The sequence below is a fragment of the Ralstonia sp. ASV6 genome, from assembly GCF_016429285.1.
Classification (GTDB): Bacteria; Pseudomonadota; Gammaproteobacteria; order Burkholderiales; family Burkholderiaceae; genus Ralstonia; species Ralstonia flaminis.
Genome location: NZ_JAELUI010000686.1, coordinates 1 through 253 on the forward strand (window position 1 = coordinate 1; position 253 = coordinate 253).

A 253-nucleotide genomic window follows, 5' to 3' on the forward strand; every position below is an offset into this window, starting at 1 on the left:
CCCCCCCCCCCCCCCCCCCCCCCCCCCCCCCCCCCCCCCCCCCCCCCCCCCCCTTTTTCAAGCAGAAGACGGCATACGCGATCAGGCGCCATGTCTCGTGGGCTCGGAGATGTGTATAAGAGACAGGGCCATCTTCGTGCGCTCGGTCACCACACGCAGGCGCGCCGCCTGCCCGAGGCCCATGCCGCCGCCCATGGTGATGCCGTCCATCAACGCGACGATCGGCTTCGGGAACTGATGCAGCGCGTAGTCG

At 70.8% G+C, this 253-nt stretch carries 1 pseudogene; it reads right to left on the bottom strand.

Going from position 1 to position 253, the window contains the following annotated elements:
- Nucleotides 1-123: 123 nt before the first annotated feature.
- A pseudogene (locus tag JHD73_RS28885) lies at nt 124-253 on the bottom strand (enoyl-CoA hydratase/isomerase family protein); the annotation flags it as partial.